Source organism: Kribbella soli, assembly GCF_004331345.1.
In the GTDB taxonomy this organism is placed as follows: domain Bacteria; phylum Actinomycetota; class Actinomycetes; order Propionibacteriales; family Kribbellaceae; genus Kribbella; species Kribbella soli.
Genome location: NZ_SJJZ01000005.1, coordinates 309869 through 326307 on the forward strand (window position 1 = coordinate 309869; position 16439 = coordinate 326307).

The 16439-nt window shown below is 67.4% G+C and carries 18 protein-coding genes; 15 read left to right on the top strand and 3 right to left on the bottom strand.

Annotated elements, in window-relative coordinates:
- Nucleotides 1-4 precede the first annotated feature (4 nt).
- From E0H45_RS37155 to E0H45_RS37170, 4 genes are read left to right on the top strand one after another with little or no spacing between them, the layout of a single operon-like run.
- Entirely contained in the window at nucleotides 5-802 is a 798-nt protein-coding gene (locus E0H45_RS37155; RefSeq protein WP_238155610.1) for a helix-turn-helix domain-containing protein, read from the top strand.
- Nucleotides 803-812: 10 nt separating this feature from the next.
- Nucleotides 813-1667 carry an ABC transporter substrate-binding protein gene (locus E0H45_RS37160; protein WP_131346552.1) on the top strand — a complete coding sequence of 285 codons (855 nt, stop codon included), beginning with the start codon at nucleotides 813-815 and terminating at the stop codon, nucleotides 1665-1667.
- On the top strand, nucleotides 1664-2515 hold the full coding sequence (locus E0H45_RS37165) for an amino acid ABC transporter permease (RefSeq protein WP_165546733.1): 852 nt from the start codon (nucleotides 1664-1666) through the stop codon (nucleotides 2513-2515). The genes E0H45_RS37160 and E0H45_RS37165 overlap by 4 nt, the downstream gene beginning before the upstream one ends.
- Nucleotides 2512-3255, top strand: coding sequence for an amino acid ABC transporter ATP-binding protein (locus E0H45_RS37170; protein WP_131346554.1), 744 nt, complete (start codon nucleotides 2512-2514; stop codon nucleotides 3253-3255). Before E0H45_RS37165 ends, E0H45_RS37170 begins: the two co-directional genes overlap by 4 nt.
- Here the strand turns inward: E0H45_RS37170 and E0H45_RS37175 are convergent.
- Complete coding sequence (locus E0H45_RS37175) at nucleotides 3233-3880, bottom strand: response regulator (RefSeq protein ID WP_131346556.1); 648 nt, start codon at nucleotides 3878-3880, stop codon at nucleotides 3233-3235. The two genes, E0H45_RS37170 and E0H45_RS37175, sit on opposite strands and share 23 nt — an antisense overlap.
- Nucleotides 3832-5130 carry a sensor histidine kinase gene (locus E0H45_RS37180; protein WP_131346558.1) on the bottom strand — a complete coding sequence of 433 codons (1299 nt, stop codon included), beginning with the start codon at nucleotides 5128-5130 and terminating at the stop codon, nucleotides 3832-3834. Before E0H45_RS37180 ends, E0H45_RS37175 begins: the two co-directional genes overlap by 49 nt.
- A 269-nt stretch (nucleotides 5131-5399) precedes the next feature.
- Between E0H45_RS37180 and E0H45_RS37185 the strand changes: the two genes are divergently transcribed.
- The 11 genes from E0H45_RS37185 (at nucleotide 5400) to E0H45_RS37235 (ending at nucleotide 15632) form a co-directional block, all read left to right on the top strand.
- Entirely contained in the window at nucleotides 5400-6422 is a 1023-nt protein-coding gene (locus tag E0H45_RS37185) for a fatty acid desaturase family protein (protein WP_131346560.1), read from the top strand.
- Nucleotides 6423-6472: 50 nt separating this feature from the next.
- Nucleotides 6473-6766 (top strand): hypothetical protein, encoded by a 294-nt coding sequence (locus tag E0H45_RS37190; protein ID WP_131346562.1) that lies wholly within the window; start codon nucleotides 6473-6475, stop codon nucleotides 6764-6766.
- A 13-nt stretch (nucleotides 6767-6779) separates the two neighbouring features.
- Nucleotides 6780-7544: an alpha/beta fold hydrolase gene (locus E0H45_RS37195; RefSeq protein WP_131346564.1), complete on the top strand. Its 765-nt coding sequence runs from the start codon at nucleotides 6780-6782 to the stop codon at nucleotides 7542-7544.
- 94 nt (nucleotides 7545-7638) lie between these two features.
- A complete protein-coding gene (locus tag E0H45_RS37200; protein WP_131346566.1) occupies nucleotides 7639-8745 on the top strand; it encodes an exo-beta-N-acetylmuramidase NamZ family protein in 1107 nt (368 codons plus the stop codon).
- Nucleotides 8742-9707, top strand: coding sequence for a GNAT family N-acetyltransferase (locus E0H45_RS37205; RefSeq protein WP_131346568.1), 966 nt, complete (start codon nucleotides 8742-8744; stop codon nucleotides 9705-9707). The genes E0H45_RS37200 and E0H45_RS37205 overlap by 4 nt, the downstream gene beginning before the upstream one ends.
- A 1-nt stretch (nucleotide 9708) precedes the next feature.
- Nucleotides 9709-10983, top strand: a complete 1275-nt coding sequence (locus E0H45_RS37210; protein WP_131346570.1) for an extracellular solute-binding protein — start codon at nucleotides 9709-9711, stop codon at nucleotides 10981-10983.
- Nucleotides 10980-11927, top strand: coding sequence for a carbohydrate ABC transporter permease (locus E0H45_RS37215; protein ID WP_131346572.1), 948 nt, complete (start codon nucleotides 10980-10982; stop codon nucleotides 11925-11927). Before E0H45_RS37210 ends, E0H45_RS37215 begins: the two co-directional genes overlap by 4 nt.
- The gene (locus tag E0H45_RS37220; protein ID WP_131346574.1) at nucleotides 11924-12799 is read left to right on the top strand and encodes a carbohydrate ABC transporter permease; all 876 of its coding nucleotides are present in this window, start codon (nucleotides 11924-11926) and stop codon (nucleotides 12797-12799) included. The genes E0H45_RS37215 and E0H45_RS37220 overlap by 4 nt, the downstream gene beginning before the upstream one ends.
- 10 nt (nucleotides 12800-12809) lie before the next feature.
- Nucleotides 12810-13556, top strand: a complete 747-nt coding sequence (locus tag E0H45_RS37225) for a PIG-L deacetylase family protein (protein WP_131346576.1) — start codon at nucleotides 12810-12812, stop codon at nucleotides 13554-13556.
- Nucleotides 13557-13620: 64 nt separating this feature from the next.
- Nucleotides 13621-14379 carry a carbohydrate deacetylase gene (locus E0H45_RS37230; protein WP_165546735.1) on the top strand — a complete coding sequence of 253 codons (759 nt, stop codon included), beginning with the start codon at nucleotides 13621-13623 and terminating at the stop codon, nucleotides 14377-14379.
- Between the two features lie 143 nt (nucleotides 14380-14522).
- Nucleotides 14523-15632, top strand: coding sequence for a hypothetical protein (locus E0H45_RS37235; protein WP_131346580.1), 1110 nt, complete (start codon nucleotides 14523-14525; stop codon nucleotides 15630-15632).
- On the opposite strand, the gene E0H45_RS37240 is transcribed toward E0H45_RS37235, so the two are convergent.
- A complete protein-coding gene (locus tag E0H45_RS37240) occupies nucleotides 15589-16392 on the bottom strand; it encodes an AraC family transcriptional regulator (RefSeq protein ID WP_165546736.1) in 804 nt (267 codons plus the stop codon). The genes E0H45_RS37235 and E0H45_RS37240 overlap by 44 nt on opposite strands.
- Nucleotides 16393-16439 lie beyond the last annotated feature (47 nt).

The following is a 16439-nucleotide window of genomic DNA, read 5'->3' on the forward strand; positions in this document are numbered from 1 at the left end:
AGCTGTGAACCTTCGATATCCTGCTGAGTCGCCGCATCCGGTGGTGCGCCGGCTGGTGACCGGTGAGTTCGACGAAGGCCCTGAGTACGCGACGTATCGGCGGCGCGGGACGACCGACTGGCTGCTGGTCCAGACTCTCGACGGCCAGGGACGATTCGGTCAGGTCGCGGCCGCGCCGGGCAGCGTCACACTGGTCCGCCCGCGCACCCTGCACGACTACGCCACGGTCGGTGACCGCTGGCATTTCCGGTACGCGCACATGCACCCGAAGCCGGACTGGCTGCCGCTGCTCGACTGGCCGGAAGTTGCTCCCGGCATCGTTCAGCTCCATCCGGCCGCGCCGACCTTCGCGCGCATCGCTGACCATCTGCGCGACGCCGTACGGCATCAACACAGCGTCCTACCGCAGGCCGAGCAGCTCAGTGCCAACTCGCTGGAGGCGGCGCTGTTGTGGTGCGACACCCAGAACCCGAAGGCCGTGCAGATCGACGACCGCTTGCTACGTGCGATCGAGCTGATCGACCAGGACCTGACCGCGAGCCTCGACGTACCGCGGCTGGCGCGTGCCGTGAATCTGTCGGTGTCACGGTTCGCGCACCTGTTCCGCGAGCAGCTCGGCGTCAGCCCGCAACAGTTCGTCGAGCGCCGCCGGCTGGACGCGGCGGCCCGCCTCCTGGAGCTCACCAGTCGGTCGGTCGCGTCGGTTGCGGCCCAGGTCGGGTACGCCGACCCGCTCTACTTCGCGACCCGCTTCCGTCTGCACACTGGATCGAGCCCCACGGCGTACCGTCGCAGGTCTTAGAGTTCTGCCCATGAGAACGCGTGCTGTGGTGGGGCTGGCGGTCCTGGCGGTCGTGGGGCTGGGGGCGTGTGCACCGGAGGAGAGCTCGTCCGGGTCGTCGACTCCGTCGGGGGCGGATGCCTGTGCGAAGGACAAGTTGGCGGTGAAGACGGCCGGCACGCTGACGGTCGGCACCGACAAGCCGGCGTACGAACCGTGGTTCAGCGGCAACGACCCGAGCAACGGCAAGGGGTACGAGTCGGCGGTCACCTACGCGGTGGCGAAGAAGCTCGGGTTCGAGCAGGCTGCGGTGAAGTGGCAGACGGTGCAGTTCAACACCGCGTTCGCACCTGGCCCGAAGGCCTTCGACCTGGATGTGAACCAGGTGTCGATCTCCGAGGACCGCCGCAAGGCCGTCGACTTCTCCTCGGGGTACTACGACGTACGCCAGACCGTGATCACCACCGAGGGCAGCAAGATCGCGAACGCGAAGTCCGTCGCCGACCTTGTCGACGCCAAACTCGGGGCCCAGGTCGGTACGACGAGCTACACCGCGCTGCGCGACCAGGTGAAGCCGAAGCAGAAGCCGGCCGTGTTCGACACCAACGACCTGGCCGTGCAGGCGCTCAAGAACAAGCAGATCGACGGCATCGTCGTCGACCTGCCGACCGCGTTCTACATGACCGCAGCGCAGCTCGACAACGGCAAGATCGTCGGGCAGTTGCCGGCCGGCGGGCAGGCGGAGCAGTTCGGGTTCGTGCTCGAGAAGAACTCGAGGCTGACCGGCTGCGTCACGCAGGCCGTCGACGCGCTCAAGTCCGACGGCACCCTGGCGAACCTGCAGAAGCAGTACCTGACCGAGTCCGGCGCGCCCGAACTCTCGTGACTACCTGGCAACCATCGGCGCTGCAGCGCGAGCGGATCGCGTATCGGCGCCGGCGGGCGCGGCGATCAACCGTGATCGCGGTGGTCAGCTCGGTGATCCTGCTCGCGCTGGTTGTCGTGGGCATCGGTTCCACGCCGGGCTGGCCGCGGGTCCGGGCGACGTTCTTCGACGTCCACCGCGGCTGGGAGGCGCTGCCGGTCGTTGCCGAGGGCCTCTGGCTGAACATCCGGGTGATGCTGGTCTGCGCGGTGCTGATCGTGGTGTTCGGGCTGACGCTGGCGATCATGCGGACGTCGCGGGGCCCGATCTTCTTCCCGCTGCGGGTGTTCGCGGCCGCCTACACGGACGTGTTCCGCGGTCTGCCCTTGCTGTTGGTGATCTTCCTGCTCGGCTTCGGCGTACCGGCCCTGCAGTTGCGCGGGTTACCGAACCAGGCGGTGATCTGGGGCGGCGCGGCCCTCGTCCTGACGTACTCGTCGTACGTCGCCGAGGTTTTCCGGGCCGGGATCGAGTCGGTGCATCCGTCGCAGCGGGCGGCGGCGCGGTCGCTCGGGCTGACCTATCGGCAGACGTTGCGCTTCGTCGTCCTTCCGCAGGCGGTACGGCGGGTGCTGCCGCCGCTGCTGAACGACTTCGTGAGCCTGCAGAAGGACTCCGGGCTGATCGCAGTGCTCGGCGTCATCGACGCGATCCGGGCCGCGCAACTGGAGACGGCCGAGGACTTCAACTTCACGCCGTACGTCGTCGCCGGGCTGCTGTTCGTCGCGCTGACGATCCCGCTGACCCGGCTGACCGACTACGTCGCCCGACGCCAAGGCTGGTACGGCGGGGGAGGCGGACCGGTATGAGTTTGCTCAGTCTCCGCGGAGTGCGGAAGGCGTACGGCGAGAACGTCGTACTGGACGGACTGGATCTGGACGTTGCGGCGGGGGAGTGCGTCGTACTGATCGGGGCCTCGGGGTCCGGGAAGTCGACGCTGCTGCGGTGCGTGAACCTGCTGGAGACGGTCGACGACGGCGTGATCGAGCTGGCCGGGGCGGATATCACGGATCCGCGGGTCGATGCGGACAGGGTGCGGTCCGGGATCGGGATCGTGTTCCAGGCGTACAACCTGTTCCCGCACCTGACCGTGCTCGACAACATCACGTTGGCGCCGATCCGCGTGCACCGCGTGCCGCGGGACGCGGCGCGGGCCCGGGCGCTGGAGATGCTGGAGCGTGTCGGCTTGGCGGACAAGGCGTCCGCCAAGCCGGACGAGTTGTCCGGCGGTCAGCAGCAGCGCGCCGCGATCGCCCGCGCGATGGTGAACTCGCCGCAGTTGATGCTGCTCGACGAGGTCACCTCGGCGCTCGATCCCGAACTCGTCGGCGAGGTCCTCGACCTGCTCCGCGAGCTGAAGTCCGAGGGGATGACGATGCTCGTCTGCACCCACGAGATGGCCTTCGCCCGCGAGGTCGCCGACCAGGTCTGCTTCCTGCACCACGGCCGGCCCCTGGAGATCGGCCCACCCGCGCAGGTCCTGGACGACCCCCGCGAGGACCGCACCCGGGAGTTCCTGCGTCGGGTCAGCGGGACGACAGGTAGGTGAGGACCGCCATCACGCGGCGGTTGTCGTCCTCGGACGGGGGCAGGTCGAGTTTCGAGAAGATGTTGTTCGTGTGTTTGCTGACGGCCTTCTCGGTGACGAACAGGGCGGCGGCGATCGCGGCGTTCGAGCGGCCTTCGGCCATCAGGCCGAGGACCTCGGACTCGCGCGGCGTGAGCCGGCTGATCGGTTCGTCGCGGGTGTTCCGGGCCAGTAGCTGACCGATCACGTCCGGGTCCATCGCTGTGCCGCCGGCCGCGACCCGGCGTACCGAATCGAGGAATTCGGCCACGTTGGAGACCCGGTCCTTCAACAGGTAGCCGACCGCGCCACCGCCGCCCGTGAGGAGCTCCCGCGCGTACAGCTGCTCGACGTACTGCGAAAGCACCAGAATCGGCAGCCCCGGGACCTGGCGGCGCGCCTCGATCGCGGCCTTCAGGCCCTCGTCGGTGAAAGTCGGTGGCAGCCGTACGTCGACCACTGCGACGTCCGGCCGGTGCTCCACGAGCGCGGGCACCAGCCGGGGCCCGTTGTCGACCGCCTCGACGACCTCGAAGTCGTGCGCCTCCAGCAGGCGGATCAGGCCGTCCCGGAGGAGGGCGTGGTCTTCAGCGATGAGGACTCGCAAGGCAGCTCCATGATCACGGTGGTCGGCCCGGCGCTCGGGCTCACCACGGTCAACGTACCGTCGAAGGCGGCCAGCCGCCGCTCGATACCGTACAGACCGCCACCGGGCCTGATCACGGCACCTCCGACGCCGTCGTCGCCGACGATCATGTGCAGCTTCTCGTCCTCGTGGGTGATCTGGATCCAGGCGGTGGTCGCCGCCGAGTACTTCACCGTGTTGGCGAGGCATTCGGCGATCGCGAAGTACGCCGCGGACTCGACCGGCGCGGGCGGACGGCCAGGTACGTCGAAGGTGACGTCGACCTTGAACGGGCAGGACATCGCGAGCGCCTTGACCGCGCCGTCCAGACCGCGGTCGGCGAGCACCGGCGGGTGGATTCCACGGACCAGGTCGCGCAGCTCGGACAGCGCCGTACTCGCGGACTCACGGGCCTCGGTGAGCAGGGCGGCCGCCTGGGCCGGGTCACGCGCCACCATCTCCTCGGCCATCCCGAGGTTCATGCTGAGCGCGGCCAGCCGGGCCTGGGCGCCGTCGTGCAGGTCCCGCTCGATCCGGCGCAGCTCGGCCGCCTGGGTGTCGACGGTCTCCGCCCGGGACTCGGCCAGCTCGCGGACCCGCATCGCCAGCTTGGCGCTCTCGGTCGGGCCGAGCAGCGAGCGAGCCACGAACGCGTTCGCCTTCAGCAGCCGCTCGCCGGCGGCGTTCCAGATCATGAACGCGAGCAGCGCGACCGGCATCAGCAGGAAGCTGGTCCAGAAGTTCACTGTGAGCAGCCCGCCGAACGGCTCGGTGAACACGCCCTCCGGTGTGACGCCGACGAGCAGCGGGTAGACCAGGTAGAACAGTGTGGCCAGGAACAGCACGGCGCTCAGCAGGCACAGTGTGAACCCGATCACCGCGTTCACCAGCAGCCAGACGATGTCCCGCCAGGTCTGCGGATCGGTCAGGATCGTCCGCAGGCGCATCAGCATGCCGGGCATCGGAGGCTTCTTGTACGGGCGCGGGATCCGCTCACCGAGGAAGCCGGCCAGCAGCGTGCGGTGGCAGTTCGCGAACCATCGCGCGGCCGGTACGACGACCAGCAGCATCGGGATCCCGACCCACACGGCGATCAGCGGGACGGACACCACGCTGAGCACGAACAGGGCGATCCCCAGCTCGGCCAGGATCGCGAGGAACAGTGCGATCCACGGCTGCGCAAGCTTGGGGTAGCGCATCGGCGGCGCTTCAGTCGTGGCAACAGTGCTCATCCACGTCCTCGCTTCGCTCCGGGCGCGGATGAGACACGAGATGCGCTGTGCCTTCTGATGAACTCACTGCGTTCGTTCATGCCTCCATCATGACCGAGCGTGAGATCTACGGCAGTGGTGTTATCTCCACTGTCCGCTGGGAGCTGACTCCACAGCCGATTTGGGTAGTAACTCTCATGCTTTCGGAGGTTAGGGGGACAAGGCTTGATGTATTACGCTGGCCGCGGCTGTACGCCTAGGCCTTCCCCCGCTACCGAGACGAGGACCTGATGGCACAGCCTGTCGCGTCACCTGCTGCTACCCGCCGTTCCGAGTTTTCCCCGCTGTTACGGGAGATCAAGGCTGCCGGCCTGCTGGAACGCCGTACGGCGGCGTACGCGATGGCGATCGGTATCAACGTGGTTCTGCTCGGCCTGACCTGGGCGGCCGTCGCGGTGATCGGCAGCTCGTGGTGGGCATTGCTGCTGACGCTGCCGATGGGGATCCTGACCACCCGGGCGGCGTTCTTCGGGCACGACGCCGGGCATCAGCAGATCGGCAGTTCGCGCAAGCTGCACGACTGGATCGGGATGCTGCACGCCAACCTCCTGCTCGGCATGAGCTACGGCTGGTGGAACGACAAGCACAACCGGCACCACGCCAACCCGAACCACACCGACAAGGACCCGGACGTCGGCGAAGGCGTACTGGTCTGGACCCTTGAGCAGGCCTCCGGCCGCAAGGGCGTCGAAGGCTGGCTGAGCCGTAACCAGGCGCGGATCTTCTTCCCGCTGCTCACTCTGGAGGGCTTCAACCTCAAGGTGTCGGGCATCCGCTTCCTGATCGGCCGCCGCCGTACGGAGAAGACGGAGATCGGCCTGATGGCCGCGCACCTGGCGCTGTACTTCACCGCGCTGTTCCTGATCCTGTCGCCGGGCCAGGCGGTCGTCTTCGCGGTCGTCCACCACATGATCTTCGGGCTGCACCTCGGCAGCGTGTTCGCGCCGAACCACAAGGGCATGGAGATGCCCGACGACGACAGCAACTGGGGCCACCTGGAGAAGCAGGTGCTCACCTCACGCAACGTGAACGGCGGTCTGGTCACCGACTGGATGATGGGCGGGCTCAACTACCAGATCGAGCACCACCTCTTCCCGAGCATGCCGCGCGCCAACCTCCGCTTCGCCCAGCCGATCGTGCGCGAGTACTGCGAGCAGATCGGAATGCCCTACGTCTCAACGAGTCTGATCGATTCGTACCGAATGGGGTTGCGCCACATGCACGACGTCGGTGAGGAACTCCGCGCGAGCTGATCTGCCTCCTGCCGGAGTGACCTGGCTCATACGGATAGCCTGGACGAGCTATGTCGCGCAGAAGGCCTTCCAAGTGGCAGCGGCCGGTCAGCGACCGGCCGCTCCTTGGTGGTACCCAGAGTCGTGAGGCCAAGGCCGACGGGGAGTGGAACGTCCGGCGGGTATCGGGCTCCGCGTCCGCGAAGTCGTACCGTTGCCCGGGCTGCGACCAGCAGATCCTGCCGGCCACCCCGCATGTCGTGGTGTGGCCGGAGAACCCCAGCCTGCTCGGCGCGATCGGTGGCAGCCAGTCGCTGGACGAGCGGCGCCACTGGCACACGGCCTGCTGGCAGCGCAGTCGGTGAAAGGGTGGAGGGCATGAAGCTTCCGGTCACGGCGTACGGCGAGAGTGGTACGCCGGTCGTGGTGATGCACGGGTTGTTCGGCTCGGGACGGAACTGGATGACCGCCGCGCGCCGGCTCGCGGACCGGCACCGGGTGTTCGCGTTCGACCTGCGCAACCACGGGACCTCGCCGCACGTCGAGACGATGAGCTACCCGGAGATGGCCGACGACGTCCGCGAGACGATCGAGTCGCTCGGGGTCGGGCCGGTCGCGCTCGTCGGGCACTCGATGGGCGGCAAGACCGCGATGCTTGCCGCGCTGCAGCACCCCGAGGTGGTCGAGCGGCTCGTGGTCGTGGACGCGGCGCCCGTCGCGTACCCGCCGGCGTTCGTCGAGTACGCCCGGGCGATGCGGAACGCCGACCTGTCCTCGATCACTCGCCGTGCGGAGGTCGACGCCCAGCTCGCCGACGCCGTACCGACGCCCGGGACGCGGGCGTTCCTGCTGCAGAACCTGATCCTCGACTCCGACGGTGCCCGGTGGCGGCCGAACCTTCCGGTGATCGAGGCCGCGCTGCCGGCGATCTCCGGCTGGCCCACGGTCGACGGGCTGCGGTACGACGGGCCGACGCTGTTCATCTACGGCGGCAAGTCCGATTACGTCCAGCAGGACCACCGAGCGACCATCGCGACGTACTTCCCGCACGTCCAGTACGCCGAGGTCCCGGAGGCGGGCCACTGGGTGCATGCCGAGCGCCTCGACGACTTCCTGGCGGCCCTGACACCGTTCCTCGGGTAAACGGTTGTCCGTAATCCATTGACCTCTACCTGAATCCATCGGTAAGTTTTCAACCCAGTTCCTGCAGGATCCACGATCTGGGTTGGTGGTAGCGATGGTGGTCCGGACCGGCGCGCAGCGTCTGGCCGAGGACCCGGGGTTGGTGCCGGACGGGCGCCTGGGACTGATCACGAACTTCACCGGCGTGCTGCCGGACCTCACGCCGACGTCGGTTGCGTTGCGTGCGGCCGGGTTGCCGTTGGCGGCGTTGTTCGGTCCCGAGCACGGCCTCCGCGGTACGGCACAAGCGGGTGAAAGCGAAGGCGAAGGAGTCGACCCGGATACCGGGTTGCCGGTGTTCGACACGTACCGGCGGCAGGGGCGCGAGCTCGACGACCTGTTCTCCGGTGTCGACGTGCTGCTGTTCGACATCCAGGACATCGGGACGCGGTTCTACACCTACGTCTGGACGATGTACGACTGCCAGCAGGCGGCCGCCCGGCTTGGTATGCCATTTGTGGTCCTGGACCGGCCGAACCCGCTCGGCGGCGTCCGGGTCGAGGGGCCGCTGCTGCAGCCCGGGTTCGAGAGCTTCGTCGGGCGGGCCCCGATCCCGCTCCGGCACGGGCTGACGGTCGGCGAACTCGCCCTGCAGTTGGGTGCGGCAACAGTCGTCGAGGCGGAGGGCTGGAGCCGTACGTCGACCGGGACCGGGCTGCCGTGGGTGCCGCCGTCGCCGAACATGCCGACGCAGGACACGGCTTTGGTATACCCCGGGACCGGCCTGTTCGAGGGCACGAACCTCAGCGAGGGCCGCGGTACGACGCGACCGTTCGAGACGATCGGGGCGCCGTACGTCGACGACCGGCTGGTGCCGGCGCTGCGTGCGTGTGAGCTGCCCGGGGTGATCTTCCGGCGGACGTGGTTCGAGCCGGTGTTCCACAAGTACGCGGGCCAGGCGCTGTCCGGCGTACAGCTGCACGTCGTGGATCCGGAGGCGTTCGAGCCGGTGCGGACCGCGTTGGTGATGCTGCGGGTGCTGAACGAGCTCTATCCCGACGACTTCGGGCTGCTGCCGTCGCTCGACAAGCTGTGGGGTTCGGACTCGCTGCGGAAAGCGCTGGAGGCGGGCGACGACCCGGTCGAGCTCTTGCCCGCGGCAACCACACCGGCCGCGTGGGTACGCGACGGCGTACTGCTCTACGAAGGGACTGCCCGATGATCCGTTCGTTCCAGGTCGGCGACGGGCAGGCACTGGCTGCGGCCTGGACCGCCGCAGCGCCGGCCGACCCGATCAGCTACCAGCGGTTCCGCGACCTGTTCCTGCTCGACCGCAACTTCGACGCGGCCGGTCTGCAGGTAGCCGTGATCAATGATCAGATCGTCGGCGCCGCGTACGCCGTCCGCCGGCTGATCGCGGTCGACGCCGACGATCTCGAGCCCACTTCCGGCTGGATCCCGTTCTTCTTCGTGCATCCGGAGCATCGCGGTCGTGGCCTCGGGCGTGAGTTGTTGTCCGCGGCAATGGACTGGCTCCGGTCCCACGGACGGTCCGAGGTGTACTTCTCGTCGTACACGCCGAACTACTTCCTCCCCGGTCTCGACGCGGCACGCTACCCCTCAGCGGCCCGGCTGCTCGCCGGCCTCGGCTTCGAGCGCGGGTACGACGCTGTCGCGATGGACCGCAGCCTGGTCGGGTATGCCGTTCCGGACGAGGTCCGCAAGCGGATCGAGGCGCTGACGGCCGAGGGCTACAGCTTTGGTACACCATCCGACGACGAGCTGACCGCGCTGATCGCGATCGCCGGCGCGGAGTTCAACCCGGACTGGGCGCGCGCGATCCGCGAGGGCGTCGTGTCCGGTCTGCCACTGGACCGCATCGTGGTGGCACGTGATCCCAGTGGGGCGATCCTCGGCTGGGCGATGCACGGGACGTACGAGGCGGTGATCGACCGCTTCGGGCCGTTCGGCGTCCTGCCGGCCTCCCGCGGCACCGGGCTCGGGAAGGTGCTGCTGCACCTGACGCTCGAGCGGATGGTCGCCGCCGGCGCGCACAGCGCCTGGTTCCTGTGGACCGGCGAGAAGTCCGCCGCCGGCCAGCTGTACCTGAAGACAGGTTTCGACATCACCCGCACGTTCACCATCCTCCGGGCGCCCCTGCCCCCGGATGGCGGGAAGGAATGACATGAGGATTTCCAGAGGTCTGCGGCTTGCCGTTGCGCTCGGACTGTTCGCCACGGCCGCGGCCTGCGGCGATGCGGGCGGAGGCGGTGACAAGGTCGAGCTGACGCTGCTGAGCCACTACAGCGACGGCCCGTCCAAGGAAGGGCTGGACAAGATGATCCAGCAGTGGAACAAGGAGAACCCGAAGGTCCAGGTGAAGGCGCAGGTGGTCAAGTTCGACGACCTGCTCACCACGATGACGGTCCGGCAGACCGGTGGCCGCGGCGCCGACATCGTCAGCGCGTACGGCCTGTGGGGCGGTCAGCTGATGAAGGCGAACGTCGTGGCCAAGGTGCCGGACGACATCGCGACGAAGATCAAGGCGGAGTACAGCCCGGCCGCGCTCGGCGCGGTCACCACCGGCGACACGCTGCTCGGGTACCCGACCGAGCTGAACACCTACGTGCTCTTCTACAACAAGAAGATCCTCGCCGCGGCCGGGATCAGCAAACCGCCGACCACCTGGGCCGAGCTCGCCGACGCAGCCAAGAAGACGGTCAAGCGCGATGCCAAGGGCAACATCCAGGTCGAGGGCCTGAGCCTGATCCAGGACGGCGACAACAAGTCCGTGCACCCGTTCCTGTCGCTGCTCGACGCGGCCGGCGGGAAGTTCCTCGGCCCCGACGGTACGGCGCAGTTCGACGACGCCGCGGGCAAGGCGGCGCTGAAGTTCGAGGCCGATCTCGCGGCCGCGAAGGCGACCAACCCGTCGATCATGCCGACCAAGCAGTTCCGCAGCGGCGGTGTCGCGATGGCGATCCAGGCCGGCTGGTGGATCGGCAGCCTGAAGACCCAGATGAAGGACAAGTACTCCTCCGACGTCGGCGTGACCGCGATCCCGGGGCCGACCGCGGGCAGCAAGGGCTCGCTGGCGTACGGGTTCTTCATGGGCGTGAACCAGCGCAGCAAGCACGCCGACGAGGCGTGGAAGTTCCTCACCTGGATGAACGAGCACAAGGCGGCCGACGGGCAGGTGACGGAGACCGGCAAGTGGCTGGCCGACCAGGGCCTGATCCCGCCGCGGACCGCAGACCAGGCGGAGTACAAGAAGTCGTTGTCCGACCCGAACCTGGCGCCGATCTACGACGCGGCGACGTACGCGATGGCCGAACCCAACCAGCCGGGTGCGTACGAGGCGAAGACCGCGCTGCACAACGCGATCATGGGCGTGCTTGCCGACGGCAAGAACCCGGACGACGCGCTGGCGCAGGCCGCCAAGGCGGTCAAGCCGCAATGACGACGGCGGTCGGCCGGGTCGGTGACGATCGCCTAGCGGCGTCGCCGGCCCGGCGGCTCGGCAGGCTGCAGCGCGAGGGACGGGCGGCGTACCTGTTCCTCGCGCCGGCCTTGCTGTTCTTCTGCGTGTTCCTGATCCTGCCGTTCGTCTTCGCGATCGTGCTCGCGTTCTCGGACTGGGGCGGCTTCGATCTCGGGACCCTGAAGTGGGCCGGTACGGCGAACTTCGGCGACGTCCTGAGTTTCGACGGGACGTTCGTCAAGCTGATCCTGGTGAACACGCTGCTGTTCGCGTTCGGGTCGGTGTTCCTGGCCACGTTCGGGTCGGTGCTGGTTGCCTACTGCATCGATCGGCTGGCGTTCCAGGGGTTCTGGCGAGTGCTGTACTTCCTGCCCGTGGTCGCGACGGTCGTGGCCATCGGCAACGTGTGGAAGATGATGTACCAGCCGGCCGGGCTGATCAACGGCGTCCTGAACAAGCTCGGCGTGAACAGCATCGGGTTCCTGTCCGACGCGTCGTACGCGCTGCCGTCGGTGACCGTCGTCCAGGCCTGGGCCTCGATCGGCGGCGCCGTGCTGATCCTGACGGCCGGGCTGAAGGCGATCCCGGAGATGTACTACGAGGCGGCCGAGGTGGACGGGGCGAACTCGTGGCACATGTTCTGGTCGATCACGTTGCCGTTGCTGCGGCCGGCCCTGCTGTTCGTGCTGATCACGCAGTTCATCGGCGGGTTGCAGTCGTTCGCGCTGATCATCGTGATGACGGGTGACGGCGGGCCGGTGAACGCGACCAACGTGGCGGCGTTCGAGATGTACCAGCGAGCGTTCAAGTACGGCGCCTGGGGTACGGCGAGCGCGATGGCGATGGTGTTGTTCGTGATCATCCTGGCGATCACCCTGCTGCAGCTGTGGGTCGCCCGGCGGCGCGGGGAGGAGACCTCGTGAGGCGGCATGGCAAGTTCCCGTGGTTCGCGTACCTGGTCGTGATCCTCGGCGGCGTCGCGATGGTGATGCCGTTCCTCGACATGGTGATGAGCTCGTTCAAGGGCGCGGGCGAGTACGGCGTGATTCCGTACAAGCTGTTGCCGGAGTCGTTCAATCTCGACAACTATCGCGAGGCGTTCTCGCAACTGGAGCTGCCGCGGTTGTTCCGCAACAGCGTGATCGTCACGGTCAGCGTGACGGTGTCGGTGCTGATCACGTCGGCGCTGGCCGGGTACGCGCTGGCCAAGCTGCGGTTCCGCGGGCGGGCGGTGATCTTCCGGTTCATCCTCGCCACGATGATGCTGCCGCCGTTCCTGCTGCTGATCCCGACGTTCCTGATCATGCTCAACTGGCCGCTGGCCGGCGGTAACGACTTCCTCGGGCGCGGCGGCGACGGCGGGCTGACGACCAGCCTGCTCGCGCTGATCCTGCCGTTCACGGTCTCCGGTTTCGGGATCTTCCTGATGCGGCAGTTCATGATCTCGCTGCCGGACGAGATGCTCGAGGCGGCCAAGATCGACGGCGCGAACCAGTGGCAGATCTGGCGGCTGATCGTGCTGCCGCAGACCAAGCCGGTGGCGATCACGCTCGGGCTGATCACGTTCATCGGCACCTGGAACGAGTACATCTGGACGCTGCTGATCTCGTCGTCCGACCCCTCGTTGCAGACGCTGCCGGTCGGGATCCAGTTGCTGCAGAGCTTCCTCGATCCGGACCGCACCATGCCGATCGTGATGGCCGGCCTGGTGATCAGCACGTTGCCGGTGCTGGTCGTGTTCCTGGTGTTCCAGAAGTACTACGTGCGTGGCGTCGTACTCAGTGGCCTGAAATGAGGAGACCGTTGTGACCAGATCAGTACTCGCCATCGGGGCGCACATCGGCGACATGGACCTGACCGCCGGGCCGACGCTGGCCAAGCTCGTCCTGGAGGGCGCGTCGGCGACGATCGTCGCGCTCACGCCGGGGGAGCGCGGCCACCCGCGGCTGACGCCGGCGGACTACAAGAAGCAGAAGATCGCCGAGGGTACGGCGTTCGCGGAGGCGATCGGCGCGGACTTCCTGGTCCTCGACCACAGCGACGGTTTCCTCCCCGACACCGACGATGTGGCCCTGCAGTTGGCCCAGATCATCCGCGAGAAGCAGCCCGACACGATCATCACGCACTGGAAACACTCGATCCACAGCGATCACGAACACACCGCTGCGCTGGCCGAGCGCGCCCGCTTCCTGGCCGGCCTGCCGATCGATCCCGCGGACGATTTCGCCGCCATCACGCCGTACCCGGCACTGGCCGAGAAGCTCGCCGCGCTGCCGCGGCACGGTGTGCGGTCCTTCCTGCACGCCGAGAACTGGGAGGACATGGAGGGCTTCACGCCTTCGCTGTACGTCCCGATCTCCGACGAGGCCTTCTACCGCTGGGTGTCCGCGATCCGGCACCAGGCCTTCGCCCGCGGCGAGACCTACGGGTTCCGCTACATCGACTACTACACCGCCCTGATGACTACTCGCGGTTGCCTGGCCTCGTACCCCCGAGCGTGCGCCTTCCACACCAATCAGTCCCCAGAGGTCACCAAACTCGCCGGACCATAGGAGATCTGTCGGTGTTTGGTCGTACGGTCGGTGTTGGCTCTGTCGGCGGATGGTGGGAGTAGGCGTGAGTGAAGTCCGGCTGGTTGTTCAGGGTGACGACTTCGGGATGTGTCATGCGGTCAACGTGGGGACGGTGCAGGCGTTTCGCGAGGGGATCGTGACGCAGGCGTCGACGATGGCGGCCTGTCCGTGGTTCACCGAGGCGGCGGCGCTCGCGCGGGAGTTCGCGATCCCGGTGGGTGTGCATCAGACGTTGACGTGCGAGTGGGACTTCCTCCGGTGGCGCCCGGTGACGGACGGACCGTCGTTGGTGGGGGAGGACGGCACGTTCCGGCGTACGGTCGAGGAGTCCAAGGCGGCGATCAGCCACGCGGACGCAGTGCGGGAGTTGTCGGCGCAGGCGGCGAAGTTCGCGGCGGAAGGGCTGACGCTCGAGTATCTCGACGTCCACATGGGGCAGGCGGCGCCGGCGGCGTACGACGAGGTGTCGGCGGCGCTCGGGAAGCCGTTCATCTACGGGCCCGAGGAGTCGAAACGGTTCGCATCGATCGAGACGCTGAGCGACCGCGACGCCGCGGACAAGAAGCCCTGGCTGCTCGACTACCTGGACAAGCTCACCCCCGGCGTCCACCTGCTCGTCACGCATTGCGCGGCCGCGGAACCCGAACTGGCCGCCATCCACCGCCCCGGCTCCTACACCTACCGCTGGGCCGAGGAATACCGCCTCACCGACCAGGCGATCGTCACCGACCCAGACATCCGCCAGGCCATCGAGGACCGCTCCGTCACCCTCACCACCGTCCAAGCAGCCTTCGCCGACTGAACTAGCCTTCCGCGCAGCTGTCGAGTCGTGCGAAAAGGCGAGTGAAATGAACACCGATTCACGACTCGGGATTCTGTGTGCGAACCTTCTGCCACGACTCGGCAGCCGCCGGATGGGTGCCCGGGTTGGTAGGGTCGCAGGCTGTGGTCAGTGACGGTGCTGAACCTCGGGCGCAGGCCGCCCGCGCGATGGTTGCCCAGGACGCGCGATGGATCGCCGACGCCATGATGTCGACTTCAAACCACAAGAGTGGTTCGGGATGGTTGCCACTGGTGTTGATCGGTCACAGTTCACGGATCGTTTACGAGGGATCGATCCTGCTTCGTTCGTCAGACCCGGCTGCAGGGAAGCCACTCCTGGCCGCGCTTCTGGATGACCGGTACGGCGAAACAATCGAACGGTCTCGGCACGCCGGCAAGTTGCTCGACGACACGCTGAAGTCTTACGCGCAACTCAAGGACGAGATGTCCGCGTTCTACCTTGCTCATCACGACGAGTTCTCGGGCAATGCAGTGTGGTTCGCTCGCTGGCTTGAGACTGATCTCGGGCTGTACTGCGCGCCGAGCGGTCGCATCCTGGGCAACAATGTGACCGGACATTTTCGGGCAGGGCTGAGCAGCGCTACCAGCTTGGCTCAGATGGGCCGTCAACTGTTCGAAGTCGCAGAGGAACAAGGCGGAGCGCTGTCTGTACTCGCGGCTGCCGCCGGCGACGCGACACCGCCCACCTCGACGTTCGACTACGCCAACCTGGGGCGCATGGTCGGCAAGGACCGGAAGGCGTTGGCGTATCTCGCGAAACGGTATGACCCGGTTCTTCCGGTGGAGTCGAAGCTTCTGCTGCTGATGGTTGAGGCTGAGATCAACACCACGGACGTCGTCCTGCCGCTGATCGAGCGAGGCCACGAGGAGGCGGTGTTTCGGGCTCGCATGATCAGTACGTACCACGCACTCCGTGCGGTGGAGGAGATGCTGAATGCAGATCCGTCAGCCGATTCGCCGGCGACGATCCGAGTTCGGTCCTTGCTGGACGAATCGTCGACTCGTGGGCTGCTCGACGATCGCGGCGTACGGCAAGTGCGGAATCGTTGCATGCACTACGAGATCCGAAGCCGATCCCTTGCGCTTGATGCGGCGATGCCGATGTTCGGGATCGTTGAAGCGTTGTGGGACCGTACGTTCGACGAACTCAACGTCATCGTTCGGGCGATCAGTGGCCGGCTTGCGGAGGCCTTGAGCCTCTGGCGGGTTTGACCGAAGGAGCCGTTCGGCGCTGCTGTCCATCGTCTGCGATGCGGAGGGCTCCCGGTGGGGAGCCCGTGGCGGCTTTGATGTGGCGGGTCAGGTGGCTGACCGAGTGGTAGCCGGTCAGGTCAGCGATGGCCTGGAGCGGGAGCGTCGAGTTGCGGATGTGGGCTAGTGCGTGGCGTAGGCGTACTGCCTGAAGGGCGGCCTGCGGGCTGGTGTTTCGGAGACGCGTGAACGCTGCTCGGAGGCCTGACTGCGAGACGCCGAGGTCGGCTGCGACGTGCGCGATGCGGAGACCGGCCGCGAAGCGTTCCTCGAACAGCTGCTCTGCCTGGGCGACGAGTTGTTCGGCGGGCGTTCTGGGAGGGGTGTCCACGGCGCGGCGGAGGCGGAGGTCGAGTTCGGCGAGGAGGAGCGAGCGGAGGTCGTCGCTCTCGGTTTCGCGGACCAGGGCGTCGAAGACGCGGCGCAGGGTGTGATCGGTGTCGTCGTAGCACAGGCGCGGCCACGGGTGGGTGGTTGCGGCGTCGACCTGGAGGAAGCGGTTCGCGTACCCGGTGCGGCTCTGCTCGGCGTGCCAGGTGTGCGGTGGGGTGAGGAGGACGGTCCCAGGCGTGGCGTCGTACGTCTCGTCGCCGACGGGGCAGGTGATCCGGCCGCGAACGTAGTACACGAGCTCCCACGACGTGTGCGCGTGTGACGGGTAGTCCTTGCCGGGCGCGGCGGTGTGTACGCCGGCGCCGAGCAGTCGTGGCGATTTGTGCATAAGCCCTGTCGCCTCCTGCATTGTTTCTCCGGTACGTCGGAACGATG